18 protein-coding genes are annotated in these 13,886 nt (G+C 48.2%); 8 read left to right on the top strand and 10 right to left on the bottom strand.

Translation table 11 applies throughout. The features are described from left to right. Both PPG34_RS13095 and PPG34_RS13090 read right to left on the bottom strand, forming a co-directional pair. Positions 1 to 1,170, bottom strand: a complete 1,170-nt coding sequence (locus PPG34_RS13095; protein ID WP_313833843.1) for an anhydro-N-acetylmuramic acid kinase — start codon at positions 1,168 to 1,170, stop codon at positions 1 to 3. Between the two features lie 141 nt (positions 1,171 to 1,311). After that, a complete protein-coding gene (locus PPG34_RS13090) occupies positions 1,312 to 1,728 on the bottom strand; it encodes a GNAT family N-acetyltransferase (RefSeq protein ID WP_313833841.1) in 417 nt (138 codons plus the stop codon). A 114-nt stretch (positions 1,729 to 1,842) separates the two neighbouring features. On the opposite strand from PPG34_RS13090, the gene PPG34_RS13085 reads away from it, so the two are divergent. From PPG34_RS13085 to PPG34_RS13065, 5 genes are all read left to right on the top strand, one after another. After that, on the top strand, positions 1,843 to 2,022 hold the full coding sequence (locus PPG34_RS13085; RefSeq protein ID WP_313833839.1) for a hypothetical protein: 180 nt from the start codon (positions 1,843 to 1,845) through the stop codon (positions 2,020 to 2,022). 26 nt (positions 2,023 to 2,048) lie between these two features. Further along, positions 2,049 to 2,768: an alpha/beta hydrolase gene (locus tag PPG34_RS13080; protein WP_313833837.1), complete on the top strand. Its 720-nt coding sequence runs from the start codon at positions 2,049 to 2,051 to the stop codon at positions 2,766 to 2,768. 128 nt (positions 2,769 to 2,896) lie between these two features. Further along, positions 2,897 to 3,136, top strand: a complete 240-nt coding sequence (locus tag PPG34_RS13075) for a BolA family protein (RefSeq protein ID WP_313833836.1) — start codon at positions 2,897 to 2,899, stop codon at positions 3,134 to 3,136. Positions 3,137 to 3,149: 13 nt separating this feature from the next. Beyond that, a complete protein-coding gene (locus PPG34_RS13070) occupies positions 3,150 to 3,482 on the top strand; it encodes a glutaredoxin family protein (protein ID WP_313833834.1) in 333 nt (110 codons plus the stop codon). 353 nt (positions 3,483 to 3,835) lie between these two features. Beyond that, positions 3,836 to 4,609 carry a tetratricopeptide repeat protein gene (locus PPG34_RS13065; RefSeq protein WP_313833832.1) on the top strand — a complete coding sequence of 258 codons (774 nt, stop codon included), beginning with the start codon at positions 3,836 to 3,838 and terminating at the stop codon, positions 4,607 to 4,609. 188 nt (positions 4,610 to 4,797) lie between these two features. On the opposite strand, the gene PPG34_RS13060 is transcribed toward PPG34_RS13065, so the two are convergent. From PPG34_RS13060 to PPG34_RS13025, 8 genes are all read right to left on the bottom strand, one after another. Next, complete coding sequence (locus tag PPG34_RS13060) at positions 4,798 to 5,025, bottom strand: hypothetical protein (protein ID WP_313833831.1); 228 nt, start codon at positions 5,023 to 5,025, stop codon at positions 4,798 to 4,800. 352 nt (positions 5,026 to 5,377) lie between these two features. Next, complete coding sequence (locus tag PPG34_RS13055; protein ID WP_313833830.1) at positions 5,378 to 6,439, bottom strand: class I SAM-dependent methyltransferase; 1,062 nt, start codon at positions 6,437 to 6,439, stop codon at positions 5,378 to 5,380. Positions 6,440 to 6,575: 136 nt separating this feature from the next. Then, positions 6,576 to 6,932 (bottom strand): hypothetical protein, encoded by a 357-nt coding sequence (locus tag PPG34_RS13050; RefSeq protein WP_313833829.1) that lies wholly within the window; start codon positions 6,930 to 6,932, stop codon positions 6,576 to 6,578. 154 nt (positions 6,933 to 7,086) lie between these two features. After that, a complete protein-coding gene (locus PPG34_RS13045) occupies positions 7,087 to 8,913 on the bottom strand; it encodes an ATP-binding protein (protein WP_313833828.1) in 1,827 nt (608 codons plus the stop codon). Positions 8,914 to 8,966: 53 nt separating this feature from the next. Further along, on the bottom strand, positions 8,967 to 9,368 hold the full coding sequence (locus tag PPG34_RS13040; RefSeq protein WP_313833827.1) for a phage holin family protein: 402 nt from the start codon (positions 9,366 to 9,368) through the stop codon (positions 8,967 to 8,969). Positions 9,369 to 9,505: 137 nt separating this feature from the next. Continuing rightward, a complete protein-coding gene (locus PPG34_RS13035) occupies positions 9,506 to 10,216 on the bottom strand; it encodes a carotenoid biosynthesis protein (RefSeq protein ID WP_420888100.1) in 711 nt (236 codons plus the stop codon). Positions 10,217 to 10,431: 215 nt separating this feature from the next. Then, positions 10,432 to 11,418 (bottom strand): hopanoid-associated sugar epimerase, encoded by a 987-nt coding sequence (gene hpnA, locus PPG34_RS13030; protein ID WP_313833825.1) that lies wholly within the window; start codon positions 11,416 to 11,418, stop codon positions 10,432 to 10,434. A gap of 144 nt (positions 11,419 to 11,562) precedes the next feature. After that, entirely contained in the window at positions 11,563 to 12,459 is an 897-nt protein-coding gene (locus PPG34_RS13025) for a polyprenyl synthetase family protein (RefSeq protein WP_313833823.1), read from the bottom strand. A 583-nt stretch (positions 12,460 to 13,042) separates the two neighbouring features. Here PPG34_RS13025 and PPG34_RS13020 point away from each other — a divergent pair. From PPG34_RS13020 to PPG34_RS13010, 3 genes are read left to right on the top strand one after another with little or no spacing between them, the layout of a single operon-like run. After that, positions 13,043 to 13,291, top strand: coding sequence for a hypothetical protein (locus PPG34_RS13020; RefSeq protein ID WP_313833822.1), 249 nt, complete (start codon positions 13,043 to 13,045; stop codon positions 13,289 to 13,291). Further along, a complete protein-coding gene (locus tag PPG34_RS13015) occupies positions 13,288 to 13,656 on the top strand; it encodes a hypothetical protein (RefSeq protein ID WP_313833820.1) in 369 nt (122 codons plus the stop codon). Before PPG34_RS13020 ends, PPG34_RS13015 begins: the two co-directional genes overlap by 4 nt. A 50-nt stretch (positions 13,657 to 13,706) precedes the next feature. Then, positions 13,707 to 13,883, top strand: coding sequence for a hypothetical protein (locus PPG34_RS13010; protein WP_313833818.1), 177 nt, complete (start codon positions 13,707 to 13,709; stop codon positions 13,881 to 13,883). The last annotated feature ends 3 nt before the right edge of the window (positions 13,884 to 13,886 follow it).

Raw genomic sequence — 13,886 nt, 5'->3', positions numbered from 1 at the left:
CTAGAGACGAATGGATATTTTTGTTTTCCCAGGAACCACCGCTCCCAACACGACGGCATGTCGAGCGCCGCTGACAGACGGGACATTCGCAGGAATGCCCTGAATGGTTTGATAAGCCATCACCGCAAAGGCCAAGGCCTCAAAGGCCTTACTGTCAACCCCGAGTTGATCCATGGTCCCTACCACACGGGGCTCCAATTCCTTTCTCAGCGCCTCCATAAGGGCAAAATTTTTCACTCCCCCGCCGCCACAGATGACCTCCTCGACATTTCCGTGAAAGACCTCACAGGCGTCGAGAATGGTTCTGGCCACAAATGCGCAACAGGTCGCTAGGATATCTTCCAACGATAAACGTTTAGCTTTTGCTTGCCGCAAAACACCTTTAATATATGAGTCACCAAACTCCTCACGACCAGTTGATTTGGGAGGACGTTTTTCAAGGTAGGGATGGGACAATAAAGTTTTGAGGAGCGAGTCATGACACTGACCTCTTCGCCCCAAGCGACCGTTTCGATCCATCTGATGTTTTCCAGATGTCCATTTTAGAACTAATCCATCCAACAACATATTGCATGGACCCGTATCAAAGGCTCGAACATCCTCAAGACCGCCCTTGGCCGACAGAAAAGTCACATTGCCAATCCCCCCCAAATTCACGACCAAACGTGACTGACGCTTTGACTGGAACAAGAGGTGATGGACATAAGGGGCCAAGGGTGCCCCTTCACCTCCGGCCGCCATATCGCGGGTTCTAAAATCGGCGACGGTTGTAATGCCGGTTCGTTCCGCGATAATGGCAGGATCACCAATTTGAAGGGTCGACCGAACCAATCCAACCTTGGACTCCCGAATGGGATTAGGTTGATGGTACACGGTTTGTCCATGGGAACCGATCAACCGTATATCCTTAGGTGTGAGGTTTGCCTGCTTAATCGTCTGCAGGGCCGTCTGGGCAAACACTTCTCCAACTGCCGCATTCAAATGACACAACTCGGCCACCTTGCCATGAGTCGGAGCTAATAGCACTTGCTTTCTTAAGCTAGGAGGATAGGGTCTAGTTTGTGAGGAAAGCAGGGTGATCTTCGGTCGTTTCTTTGTTGGAGTGATTTCGACGATGGCACAGTCAACACCATCGGCCGAGGTGCCTGACATTAACCCCAAACATTTCATATTTCAGGTTGTCCTAGTAAGTATGTTCGAAAATCCAGATTGGAAGACGCTACCAATCATTGTCAGTAGCTGTGTTGTAAATGAGGAGGCCCATGTGGATATTCCCCATTAACTTGCACATTGATGGTAAAAACCATTTACTCAGAATTTTGGAGATGGTTGTTTCTTTCGGTCCCATACCATCCCAATTTGCTCTTTGGCACTAAAACCGAGAGTTTCATAGAACCGCTGTTTATCACGAGTGCACAGCCAAAACAATTCCACCCGCTGCAGTGTTGAATGCGATAAAATCCGATGGATAATCCCTGTTCCAATATCCCGGCCTTGGTACTCTCTATCCACAATAACATCCCAGATAGAGGCTCGATAGATATAATCCGTCAGCACCCGTCCACATCCCACAAGCCTCCCCTCATCCCAAGCCGTAAGAAACAAATGGGTATGCTGGACGAGATCCCGAGTATCTTCTAGAGTTCGGCCACTGGCCCAGGTAGACTGCTCAAACAGGGGCAAAAGAAGAGAACTATCGAATTGTTTTCCGTCGGAGTAGGTGATCATGAAAATCGAAACAATATCCAAAAACGCTATATTTTTAATGCCCTACCTAGAGATTTGATGGGTATCTGTATTACACTAAACCTTCTACAAATACCAGCAACCAAGAGGAGGCATATGCCAACACTTGTGAGAAAATGTCCCAAATGCCAAAAGTTGTTTTGGACTAAGGAACAGGACATCGTGTATTCCGACGACAATACTTGGCGTGTGACCTGCCAACACTGCCAACAAGTCCTTCGAATTCCTCTTATCACCCAAGGTGCCAATGCCGGCGCACCTAAGATGGGACATTAAGGGATTCCTCCTTCGAATCGAAATCTATGTACATTGAATCTTTAGGTGGACTGGCTGCGCAAATCGTGGGCGGCCAAAATCGTGACGGTGCTGGAAAAGGGCCAATGGTCGTGCTCCTCCACGGATTTGGTGCCCCCGGAGATGATCTTGTTCCACTATGGAAAATGATTCGAGTTCCTGACGAAGTCAAGTTTGTGTTTCCTGTGGCCCCATTGTCGTTAAACGGAGGACTGCAGGGTGGAAGGGCCTGGTGGATGCTCGATATGGAACAGATTGCTCGAGATATGGCCAGTGGCCGAGGACGAGACGTACATGCCATTCCTGAGGGCCTTTCGGAAGCCAGAGAATCCATAATTGCACTCCTTGATGACTTAGAGCGGAACTGGCACATCCCCTCAGAGCACATTATTCTTGGAGGTTTCTCACAAGGCGCCATGTTAGCCTGTGACACGGTGCTTCGAACCAAGCGTCCCTTTGGGGGACTCGCTCTTTTGTCAGGAAGTCTGATCGCCAAGAATGACTGGGTACCGGCCATGGCGAAACGAACAGGTCTTTCCGTCTTTCAAAGTCACGGGACCGACGATCCTTTACTTTCCTGTGGCATTGCCAAATCTCTTCGAGATCTGATGGTGGAGCATGGACTATCCGTCGAGTGGCACGAATTTCGTGGTGGACATGAAATCCCATTTGACATTCTCGAACGATTGGGCCTTTTTCTTAGGTCTCATCTTAAAATTTCGCCTTAATCCCTCTCCCCATGATTAACAAAGCAATCCCGGCGTAATTGCGTAAGCCTGTTGCGTTGGGTATGATAGGAGGGTTAAAAAGCTGTTGCATTTTCACCACATCGACCCATAAAAAGGTACCGGAGGCCATGATCACCAACAAAGTCCTTACAGAATACATCCTTCGCGTCATGCCCGATGCTAAAGTCTCTGTCACCGATCGTACGGGGACGATGGACCATCTGAATGTCCGAGTTCAATCGGATGCGTTTAAGGATAAAAATTTACTCGACCGTCATCGCCTGATTTATCAGGCCTTAGATGAACCCATGAAAGATGGGCGTATTCATGCGCTCGAACTACAGGCTGAAACCATTGATGGATTATAGGAAGGAGCCCCACATGGCTGAACCCATTGAAGAGGAAATTCAACAAGAAATTAAAAAACACAAAATTTTAATTTACGGAAAAGGAACCAAGACCGCCCCACAATGTGGGTTTACTGTAGAAACCATGGAATTTTTTGACAAATTTGGTTTTCCTTATGAACTCATTAATGTATTGGAAAATCCCGCCAAGCGAGAAACACTCTCCCGCATGACGAATTGGCCAACCCTGCCTAAAGTATTCATCAATGGCCAATTTTATGGCGATACTGACGTCTTAGGGCCCATGGAAACAAAGGGGGAGCTCAAACCCTTGCTCGATCAAGCATTTTCCAGCCCCTCTTCTTAAAATTCCCTCACTTATTAAAGGAAAGGGCCTCGATTGAATTAATCAAGGCCCTTTCCTTTTCCTCTCTCGTGTTCTCCTTAAGGCTCTTCAGAAAGCCCAACCCACCAAGGGTTTTTTCCTTCCTGGTTCCCTTCGAAATTTGGCAAAAAATAGTACCACTCTGCTTATAAATTTGCGGTGTGATGCCCCATTATCCCCAGAAGCCAGGAATCGGTTGCCTGTTTTTCCATGTCTTGAGACGTTATTGCGTTGGGATGAAAAACCGGCTCAAGGAAGGTCTCTTTGTCCCGATATACTCAAGAAGGACTTGTTTTTTTGTGTCTGATCAAGATGAGGTAAATGAGGTAAATATAGTGAAAACTCTGACAAAAACACACCAGTCGTTTCTATTGAAGATTTGGGCTTTAGCTCTTCTCGGAATTTCTACAGGATTAGCGACGCTATCTGGATGTGCGATATCGACTGACAGACATGTGAATACGCAAGTAGCTCCAGTGAGACCACATGAAAATCAAAGTCATTCAGCCTCTGTTCTCCTAAACCACAAACAATCGGCGTTGTATCAGCAGATGTTGATGCAGGGAAATTATTCGGATGCAGCGATATTCGAAAGCTTTCAGCATATTCAGCCGTTACAGTCTTCTCCTTCTTCGATGTTCACGAACATATCAGCGCCACCGACCGATAATCTCCCAATTCACCCATTTCAGAAGACGGGAAGTCACACATCTGCTAGAGGATCTGGCCCCCAGCTCAGCGCCAATTGGCATACAACAGTCGGATGGAAATTAGTCTTGGATGGAAATTATCGTGGAGCTGAATCCGCGTATCGGCAAGCTCTTCGACAGAATGCAAATTCTGCGGAAGCCTATTTAGGGCTTGGGATGGCGTTGAGTCTACAAGGCAATCGGCAAAAGGCCATATCCGCCTATGAAGAAGCCATCAAAATTCAACCAGACTATGCAGCAGCCTTGGTGCATTTGGGATATGCCTACACCGAAGGAGTGACCGAAGGTGGGCCAAACCTTACAAAGGCGCGCACATTATTTCAACAGGCCTCAAAGCTTGGCGACCCTTTTGCCCTCTTGGCGTTGTTAGACTTACAAGCACGAAAAGAATCTGCTTAACTTCTAATGTATATTAATAGTATCGATTAAACCTTCGTGCCAAATTTTCATTCTTTTCATATCCTGCTGGCTGTTCCACAACAACCTCGACTTTCTCTCATGACGTTTTCATCATGGTCCCGCACAACGCCACTACTTACCTGTAAAGAATATCCATCTTTGGTAGCTTCCAACCCCGCTCTTGATTTCTAGGCGCTTAACCGAGCCACTGGAGTTCGTGGGGCTCGTCGATTTGGCTTTCTGTTAATGGACACAATTTCTGCTGGTCCATGAGTGCGATGCTGCGCAATCATGGGATCTAAAATATTGCCACATGCAATACACCGCATGGCTTTAATCCAGAACTCATCTTTGTTCCCCTTATAATCCAAACAATCCTCAACCACCATTAACCCTTCACATCTTGTGCACCGCATCTCTCACCTCCTGAAAAGAGTTTATTTCACTGCCAACGCGCTCTCTTCAGAGGGTTTTGCATCAAATGTGCCAGTCAAAGTCCTGAATAATTTTCGAAAATGAATGTCATGGATGGACAATTTCCTAGCCTAGCGAGAATGCGATTTTAACTGGATTTCCCTTATTTTTTCGACCAATGCGTAACATCCACTCGATAAGTTGAATGGGAGAACAGGCGATCTCCCTCGGATTGACGAACGGTTTCTTTGTCTGATTTCTCAACAGTATGTCGGAATATTTGACAGGCAGGCAGCTAAGTCGGCTGTAAGAAGTCAAAAATTTAGGGATGAGGAAAGCGCTATTTTGAATCACTCATGAAAAGCCAGGGGGCAGGGGAATGTTTGGCGTTCTCCAGGCCCACACATCAAAGGTACTTCCCAGTCTCGCAGGATTCGTCAATTGCTCAATTTGATTTTGCAGCTCTTTTGGATCAACGCCCTTTGGCTGAAATTGGTGAATCCCTAGATTCTTTAACCATGTTCCCTGCCAGGCCTGACCTGCCGTTCCTAAGCCACTACAACACGCAGCCTTATCAAGGGCCGTAAAATCCACATCCGCGGTGATGTCCTGTTCTCCTATATGGTTAAACGGATCATGCACCTGCTGTTGTCGAAAATAGCATCGCAGTGAACCATTTCGACGCGTGTAATGATACAAAGCCAACGCCTCATCCCCATAATCGAGAAAAATGAGGTACCCCTTTGAAATGATTGACGCTATGCTCTGAATGAAAGGATCAAGTTCTAAACAGACTTCTGCCATCTGACCCCGTCCGAGCGTTACACCCTCAGATTGTAACCTTGAAGAAAGTGCGGAAGTCGAAGGCTCTCCTAGTATCTCCTCGAATCCACCCTGTGGATTAATCGAAACATAGAATTCCATTAAATTTCCTTGGCCATCATTCATCACACGGTGAACAGGCAGCGCATCAAGGACCTCATTCCCAAATACAAATGACGGACGAGGGGACAAATCTTCAACAGTCTTCACGGCTGCTAATCCACGAGCTTTTTGCTTATGCTGAAGGCCAGAACTTGGTTCCACTGCGACATACTCGCGGGCAGTAGGGAGAAAAGAAAGAATTCCGGTGCCTAACTCGCCAGTCCCCGCACCAAGTTCTACAATACGGAGGGGCTCGCCGATTATCGACTCGGCTTGTTCCACGGCGCGGGCTAAACAAAAGGCAAAGGCTGGAAACATGGCATTCGTATTGAAGGTTCCATCCCGAGAACCAATCTCAGGACCTTTGGAATAAAAACCTAACTCCGGATGAAACAACGCCTGATCCATGAAATCTCGAAAGGTCATTGGGCCTTCCCCGAGTATTCGTTCGCGAAGAATTTTCCCTAAAGGAGTCTCAACTCGATGCACCATCGTCCAATGGGTCCTCTCGCCCCTCAAGAAATAGGCATAGATAAAGAAGTTTGGTGGGTCACTGAAATAAAAAAAAAAGGAGGCTACTGTAATAGTAGCCTCCTTTTTACACTTTTTTTACTAATGAAAATCTTCGTTAGTTAATGACAGTCGAAGTTGCCCCAGCAGGATTGGGATTGACCTGATTCAGAGGACCTTCAACTTCCGGCAACCGACCCGCGCCCTTTGATGCTTTAATACGCATCCGGTTAGGGTCTTCAACTTCATTCAGTGCCTCAGAATCATGAAAACTGGCACTTTTTTCTAAGGTTGCCGCACCGACGGCATTAGTTTGGCCTGCATCATGACTTGTCCGTGTTCCGTCCACTGGAGATTTTGTTGCTCCAATGGGGTACCCAGGCTTTGGCGAAAGCAAGGCCGGATTAGCAAAAGCAACTGTAGCCATAAAGGCCGTACCCGCTAAGGCAACAAGAAGAAGGCGAATACCTTTCATGAGTCCGCTCCTTTGTTAAAAATGTTTATAGCCGATAAAGACGTGAAAGATCCGATCTCACCTGGAAAATAGGGGTGAATCTTATTCATTTTCCCCAAGATGTGTCAAGCGCTGTCTTGAATTGTCCAAAAGGAGGCATACAAGGATTCCCCAATTATTCTGTCTTTCTCCGTGACCTTCTAGGAGGCCCACCTCGCCGTCGGTAGGGGACTTTTGGTCGAAGAGTGGGCAGCCTCAATTCCACTGTCGTTCCCTCTTCGGGGTGGCTCTCAATGGCAATTTGCCCCTGGTGCTCTTCAACAATTTTTTTCACCATGGCCAACCCAAGGCCGGTTCCCGACCATTTTGTGGTGAAATATGGCTCAAACACCTTTTCGAGAATCTCAGGCGGAATAGGGGCCCCGTTATTATTAATCCGAACAATGACTTCTGGTTGCCGGCCTCGTTGCTGTGTGGCAGATAGAAGAATTCGGCCTCCCGGGGACATAGCCTCTAGGGCATTCTTAAATATACTTAAAAAAACATGTTGCATTTTCTCAATATCCCACCGCACCTGGGCCAACCGAGGCGGAAACTCCTTAGTCACTTCAATTCGATTGGCCTTCAAATCCGTCGCAATCAGCGAAAGGGCATCTTCAATGAGCTGGGGGATTCGACAAGGACGACGGTCCAATTCCAATGGTTTGGCAAAATCCAGAATTTCATGAAGAAGGCTTTCCATCCGGATCATATCCCGCATGGCAGCTTCCACTCGAGTCTGAGAGTCGAAATCCAGAGATCCCTCCCCAGTCACCTCCTCTAATTGCGCACGGATAAACCCCATGGGCTCACGAATTTCCGCTGCCAAAAATGAACTGACCTCATTTAACGCAGATTGTCGCTCCTGACGACGAATATCTGGCTCTTTGGAAATCGCAGGCGCCGAGGAATCAGGCGAGGTATTTTCAGGTACAGGGGGAGCCGAAAAAACCGAAAGTTTGCACTCAGGATCTTCAAAAAGTTGAGCCAATTGTGTCGTAATCGGTCCCAGTTTCTTGGATTCGGCCTCTGTCGCTTCGTATTGATTTGGGGTTTTTGATGAAAACGTCACCGTTCCTCCCACCCGGCCTCTGACAAAAAACGGGAATACAAGCGTACATCGAAATTTTTCACGATAGAGTTGCTTGTAATCCTGGAACCGTCCTTGGGTTGAGGCCAGGTTATGATCAATCCGAGGTTTCCGATGGCGAACGGCCCACCCAGATGCTGATTCATTCAAAGGCAAGATTTGACCTGGAAGGAGTTCTTTTTTATGTCCTGCCACCCCTCCTAACACCTCCAGGGAAGCCGCCAAGGGGTCATAAAGAGTGACCCAGCCTCGATCGAAGGGGATCGTGGCTTGAGCCTCGGTCAAAAGCTCAGTAATCTTGGCCTGAACCTGTGGGGAGGTATAACTTCGAATTTGGGCACCTTGAACCTCTGACGCCATCTCTCCCTTGGCAACCGGTTCTTGACTGACTTTGGGTTGATGAAGGATAACCGTTCCATCAAAAAGTTCAGCGTCCCGCAATTGCTTGGTAATACTATCTCCCACCGAATCAATCGACGTTCGTTCCCTTTTGGAAAACGCACTTCCTTCCCGTTTTCCTAAGACCACCACACCATACGTTTGCGCTCCATCCTTCAGCGGAACCGCCAACAAATTTTTGCTGGTCGGAGCCACCACCCGAAGACCAATGGCCCCCTTGAGCTCAAATCCATTGCCGCCATTGGTTCCCGTTTCGCTATTCCCAAAATTGCCGGATAACGCTCGCAGCACCGCCTGAACCTCCCGGTCGGAAAATCCTCGGGTCACCTGAGGAGCAAACGGCCCCTCGGCATGATTCAAAATGGCGACGGTCGTATCCAACCCCAAATCATTTACTGCGGTGGTCAAAATCCGCTGAAGTGTCGTTTGTTTGGAAACTAATGCCGGAGGCTTTGGAGGAGGAGTTTTTCGCATGATTTTTTCAGGAAATGGCTATCAGCGGATTCTAATAACGTAGGAGGGTTATTTCAATTGATATGACGAATTTTTCTGCCATGAGAGTGGGACATCGCCACTTCGACTTGTCCCCGTTCAGCGATAAACATATTCATGAATCCACTCACAAGGCTAATAATGACCGCCCCCCCCACGGCCGGCCAAAATCCATCCACCTGAAATCCTTCAACTAAATAGGACACCACACCGAGGAGAAATCCATTGATCACCAGCATAAACAATCCTAAGGTGACCACGATAAATGGGGCCGAAAGCAAATAGAGAATGGGACGAACCAAGGCATTTAAAATGGCCAAAACCAATACGGCGACAATACCTGACGCCACGGAATCAATATGTATGCCAGAGATTATTTTACTCGCCACCAATACCGCGAGTCCCGTCACCATGAATCGGAGAAGAAATCCTTTCAACGTAGTTACCTCACTTTTATGTCAAGAATCATTTCGCGCAACACCGACGAATCCAGAACAATGATTCTTCCATAACTACCATCATCTTACCTAGCGCCGTACCTTCCGACAAGCACGAAATCCCCCACACGGCTAATCTAATGAAGTCCTGCACCCCGCTCCCGGGGCATGAGATCAGAAACAGGAAGTCTGCCCGCTAATTTCAGACTTGCCAACACGGTGATCGGCAGATAGATCAAACACCCGGCCATCCCCATCAAATCCTCACCAATCCAAAACGTGACAAATAAATTAAATAGGAGCACGCTATAGTACAAACCACATCCCCACAAAATTTCACGAACAGGCATAGTCTCCGCAAGCGGCGGCAGAATCCCAGGACATTGATCGACTGCCCGATACCCTACCATGGCGATCAGCCCCACAATAAACCAGCCAATGAAATTCGCTAACGGCACGCCAAAGTACACCCCAGGATCTGGATAGCCATAGATTTGGCCCAAAAACCAACGCCCTCCTTGAAGAGCCACAGGGTCAATCACAATATCGATAAACATAAAGAACAGACAGGTCAGTCCGATCACCGGCCAGGACAGCATTCCGCGCAATAGAAGATGCTTTCCCTTAGATTGAGGGGAATAGTGAATCGGCAGGATAAACCATAACGCGAGACAATAACTGGCATACAGCAGAAAGGTAAACGACAAAGAATCCATAAACGGGATATTTGAAATATACAATTCCTCGCCCACCGTCGACCCCGTATAAAAATAATCGCCAAAGGGAAACCCTATCCGCGTAGATAAAAACTCGCACACAAACGCCGTAAGCCACGTGATTCCAAACATCACGCTCGTACGCTTCCACCCAAGAAAGCGTGATGCCGCAAACAATGACAGCCCCAAAAAGAAAAAGACGTACGGACGCAATAGAACAGTTTTCAGGAAGAGAAGAGGAATATCCACGGCCAAGTTATTTTATTAGTGATAGAGAAACATATCGTAATGGGTGAACCGTGATGGGGTACGCGTAAAAAATATGGAGAAGTTGACCAATTGACACTTCATGCATAATGATGATCCCGAAACCACTTCACGGCTTTTTCCAGCGCGACTTCAATTGGAGTTTGCGGCAAATCCAATTCCCGAATCGCCTTGGAACAATCATAATGCATCAGGTACTTCGCCATCCGTACTCCTTCAAGAGGAATACGTGGGGTCTGATGCGTCACGTAGTCCGCGATCCACTGATTAATATGCGCGAGCGGGAGCACTAACCCACGAGGCAACCTCATAGTCGGCGCCTTCACACCTGTAATGACACCCAACATCTCAAAAATTTCGCGAAGCATGAGGTTTCGATTACCAAGAATATACCGCTCGCCGATTCGCCCGCGCTCCATCGCTTGTAAATGCCCGACCGCCACATCCTCGACATCGGTAAGATTCATGCCCGTTTCCATATAGGCAGGAATCTTTCCCTTCATAAAGTCCACCACGATTTGTCCGGTTGGCGTGGGTTTGACATCAAACACACCAATAGGGGCCGAAGGATTCACAATCACCACGGGCAACCCGGCCTTTGCGAAGGTGAGCACTTCCTGTTCAGCTAAATATTTCGACCGTTTGTAATCCCCTATCATGTGTTCCAGAGAAGATTGGGTCTCTTCATTCGCCACGCCGCCTGCCTTTGGAACACCAAGAGCCGCGACAGAGCTTGTGTAGACAATTCGTTCGATCCCCGCATCCCGAGCAGCTTCCATTAAGGCCTTGGTGCCATCGACATTGACGCGATAAAACACCGACGGATCCCTGGCCCATAACGCATAATGCGCGGCCACATGATACAACTGCTGGCAGCCGCACAAAGCCGATCGCAATGAAGCCGCATCACATAAATCGCCATGGACGGTTTCAACCGCCAGCCCGTCCAAGGCCCGCACATCCGTCCCTTGACGCACAAGGGCCCGGACTTCGGTCCCAGTGGCAAGCAAAGCACGAGCCACGGCAGAACCGATAAACCCTGTGGCACCTGTGACTAACGCTTTCATAAAATGAACTTTAAGGAAATGCGAAAGGAAAGGAAAGACAAGTAAACCCAGGTGTTGGTCATCCTGAGCCAGCGGCGAAGAATCTTCTTATTTGGCGTAAATTTTTCGCTGGCACACAAAACGACATTAGAGAATTTCAGACTTCTAATTCCGGCGGCTCACAATATATTGGGCAATTCCACGTAATGGATCTGCCTTTTCATCGAAACTGCTTAACCGGCTAATGGCTCGATCGGCACATTCTTGCGCCAGCTTCTTTGCACCCTTAAGACCATAAAACGATGGATATGTTTGCTTGCCACGCTCTGCGTCGGTATTGGCATCCTTTCCAAGTTCTTCGCGTGTCCCTGTGACATTCAGCACATCATCGGCAATTTGAAAAGCCAGACCTATATCCTCGGCATAGGCCGTCAATTGATCGAATTGCGTGAGATTCGCCCCAGATAACAAGGCACCTGCCCGAACGGCCGCGCGAATGAGTTTCCCGGTTTTATGAGCGTGAATATTTTGTATTTCAGCGAAGTCCACCTTGGTATTCTCTGCCTGTATATCCAACACCTGCCCGCCCACCATACCTTGATTGCCCGAGCCATGAGCGAGTTCAGCGATAATCTGCACTTGCACATACGGTTCAATGTCATTGACCAAATCCACCCGGCTACACCACTCGAAGGCCATAGTTTGCAATCCATCGCCCGCCAAAATCGCCATGCCATCGCCATAGACTTTATGGTTGGTGGGTTTGCCGCGACGAAAATCGTCGTTATCCATGGCGGGCAAATCATCATGAATCAACGAATACGTGTGAATGAATTCAAACGCGCACGCCACCGGCAACAAAGCCTTAGGCGGAGGGCCAATCGACTCAGCCGCGGCTACCGTTAAGATTGGACGAATGCGTTTTCCACCAGCCAATAAGCTATAGCGAATCGATTCATGCAGTACCGTTGGAGGCGTGCCAATTGGCGGAAGATTCGCTTCCAAATATCCATCGACCAGCTGTTGTTTTTCTTCTAGATATTTCTTGATATCGACGGACATGCAGGTGTTCCTAAGATTGTTTTCGCGGATCGAGAGGCTAACAAAGGGGTGGGGGGGTGTCAAACAAAGTACATGCCGAGTGTTCGAGTTCAGATTTAGTGGAAAAGGAACTATTTATTTATATGCAGGGTTTCGCCCATGCATGGCGAGTCCCTTTTGTTTCGGAAAAAGTGACTCGTCGCGCGGGCACGAAAACCCGCTTTAAATAAAACCTGGATTCCCTCTGACAACCGCAGAAATGATGGGACGTAAATGAATGGACCGCACCTTAATGAATACCCCTCCATACTTTCGTCAGTTAAAAAGTTTTCACCGTTTCCCGCGTTGGACGCCGCGGAGCTGGAGTCCCGAATTGACTTTTCGGGGAGGACTGTTTGAGCTGAAAGATGGGTTTTTACCTTGGAGCGAGTTTCCGAGCCATCTTATTCGGGACGGAGGCAGAGGAACCCGCAGGGCCGTGCACTGGCCAGGTTGGCTTTGGGCACATTTGCCGAAACAAAAGTGCCTCGGCTGTCGGGCTGAAACCCGGCACTACAAGCCCTCATTTGTATTTTTCCTGAATCACCGGATATACTTCAGCTCCATGAGCATTCGACAAGGTGCAGGAGAATGGGAACCACTATTGCTAGGCATCCAAGCCGAGCATTGTGGGGTGTGTGATCAAGAACTGTATCGGAACACCACCATGTTCAAAGGGGGATGGCAGCGGTGTTCGGTCTGCGGCCATTTCGTACATTACGCTTGCCTTGCGAGTGGGAAAGTGAAATTCCTTAAGCGCCGCCCGCGCGTCTGTCTCCACTGTAATGAATCCCCAAAACCATCCATCAATTGACCACTTCAACCAAGACGCCCGGTCGTGTCATGAATGCCACAGAGCCATTGATTCCCGAAAAAAGCCCACGATGGCCCCTGTCCGCCATTATCCATCTCCTCCTTGCGGTACCACTCCTAACCTGGAGTGGATTTTTCACGATGGATTTTATTCTCAGCGGCATCTATACCTTTCCCCGCATGAGTCGCGGTATCACGCTCACCTTAGCCGTAATTATTCTTTCCTATGAGTTCATTTATAAAGAACACCTCACGCGCTATGCCCCAATGACCGGCATTCCTGCCCTAAAAGTCGTGTTGTATTCTTGTGTGATTCCCTATATGGTCGGAATTCTAGGGCTCGTGATGTTGGTCTACTTGAGTTGATGCCTTCACCTAATTTTTGACTCAAACCGTTATTAAAGGAGAGGTTGACGATGAAAAACGTAGCTTTGTCGGTGGACGGCAACATGCTGACCATCAAAGTTGATCTGTCTCAGGATTTTGGCCCCTCTTCCTCCGGAAAGACCACAATTATCGCCTCCACAGAGGGAAATGTGACAATCCCCGACCGAGAAGAAAAGATCGGGCTCAATATCTATAAGAAAAAGTAACGC

Source organism: Candidatus Nitronereus thalassa, from assembly GCF_032191465.1.
GTDB lineage: Bacteria > Nitrospirota > Nitrospiria > Nitrospirales > UBA8639 > Nitronereus > Nitronereus thalassa.
This window is presented reverse-complemented; position numbering and strand designations above follow the sequence as displayed.

What these genes read in the sequence shown, in the direction of transcription:
- PPG34_RS13060 (WP_313833831.1), bottom strand. Translation starts at nt 5,025, where the DNA reads ATGCGGTGCACAAGATGTGAAGGGTTAATGGTGGTTGAGGATTGTTTG.
- PPG34_RS13080 (WP_313833837.1), top strand. Translation starts at nt 2,049, where the DNA reads ATGTACATTGAATCTTTAGGTGGACTGGCTGCGCAAATCGTGGGCGGC.
- PPG34_RS13035 (WP_420888100.1), bottom strand. Translation starts at nt 10,216, where the DNA reads ATGTTTGGAATCACGTGGCTTACGGCGTTTGTGTGCGAGTTTTTATCT.
- PPG34_RS13050 (WP_313833829.1), bottom strand. Translation starts at nt 6,932, where the DNA reads ATGAAAGGTATTCGCCTTCTTCTTGTTGCCTTAGCGGGTACGGCCTTT.
- PPG34_RS13075 (WP_313833836.1), top strand. Translation starts at nt 2,897, where the DNA reads ATGATCACCAACAAAGTCCTTACAGAATACATCCTTCGCGTCATGCCC.
- PPG34_RS13085 (WP_313833839.1), top strand. Translation starts at nt 1,843, where the DNA reads ATGCCAACACTTGTGAGAAAATGTCCCAAATGCCAAAAGTTGTTTTGG.
- PPG34_RS13025 (WP_313833823.1), bottom strand. Translation starts at nt 12,459, where the DNA reads ATGTCCGTCGATATCAAGAAATATCTAGAAGAAAAACAACAGCTGGTC.
- PPG34_RS13045 (WP_313833828.1), bottom strand. Translation starts at nt 8,913, where the DNA reads ATGCGAAAAACTCCTCCTCCAAAGCCTCCGGCATTAGTTTCCAAACAA.
- hpnA (WP_313833825.1), bottom strand. Translation starts at nt 11,418, where the DNA reads ATGAAAGCGTTAGTCACAGGTGCCACAGGGTTTATCGGTTCTGCCGTG.
- PPG34_RS13095 (WP_313833843.1), bottom strand. Translation starts at nt 1,170, where the DNA reads ATGAAATGTTTGGGGTTAATGTCAGGCACCTCGGCCGATGGTGTTGAC.
- PPG34_RS13010 (WP_313833818.1), top strand. Translation starts at nt 13,707, where the DNA reads ATGAAAAACGTAGCTTTGTCGGTGGACGGCAACATGCTGACCATCAAA.
- PPG34_RS13020 (WP_313833822.1), top strand. Translation starts at nt 13,043, where the DNA reads ATGAGCATTCGACAAGGTGCAGGAGAATGGGAACCACTATTGCTAGGC.
- PPG34_RS13070 (WP_313833834.1), top strand. Translation starts at nt 3,150, where the DNA reads ATGGCTGAACCCATTGAAGAGGAAATTCAACAAGAAATTAAAAAACAC.
- PPG34_RS13090 (WP_313833841.1), bottom strand. Translation starts at nt 1,728, where the DNA reads ATGATCACCTACTCCGACGGAAAACAATTCGATAGTTCTCTTCTTTTG.
- PPG34_RS13055 (WP_313833830.1), bottom strand. Translation starts at nt 6,439, where the DNA reads ATGGTGCATCGAGTTGAGACTCCTTTAGGGAAAATTCTTCGCGAACGA.